The organism is Gallicola sp. Sow4_E12, assembly GCF_052116305.1.
GTDB lineage: Bacteria > Bacillota > Clostridia > Tissierellales > Peptoniphilaceae > JBQKLI01.
In genome coordinates, this window is the sequence record NZ_JBQKLI010000069.1 from 1 (window position 1) to 326 (window position 326).

A 326-nucleotide genomic window follows, 5' to 3' on the forward strand; every position below is an offset into this window, starting at 1 on the left:
TATTAATCCCGGTTTCCCGAGGCTATCCCGTTGTTTAAGGCAGGTTGCTCACGCGTTACTCACCCGTTCGCCACTAATCCGCTCCCAATCACTCCGAAGAGTTCATGGAAGGTTCATCGTTCGACTTGCATGTGTTAAGCACGCCGCCAGCGTTCGTCCTGAGCCAGGATCAAACTCTCAAATAAATGTTTTGAGTTTAATTGCTCATTTCGACCTACTGGTCTTTTTTTAATTCTTTACACCGAATTTATTGTGTTTGTACAAATGTACATCTGCTCAAAGTTTCTATGTTATTCTCTTGTTCAGGTTCCGCCGCTCTTTCAAGC

The 326-nt window shown here is 44.2% G+C and carries 1 rRNA gene; it reads right to left on the reverse strand.

Features of this window, described 5'->3' with window-relative positions:
* Positions 1-185 (reverse strand): 16S ribosomal RNA (locus ACTQ46_RS11225); the annotation flags it as partial.
* Between the last annotated feature and the right edge of the window lie 141 nt (positions 186-326).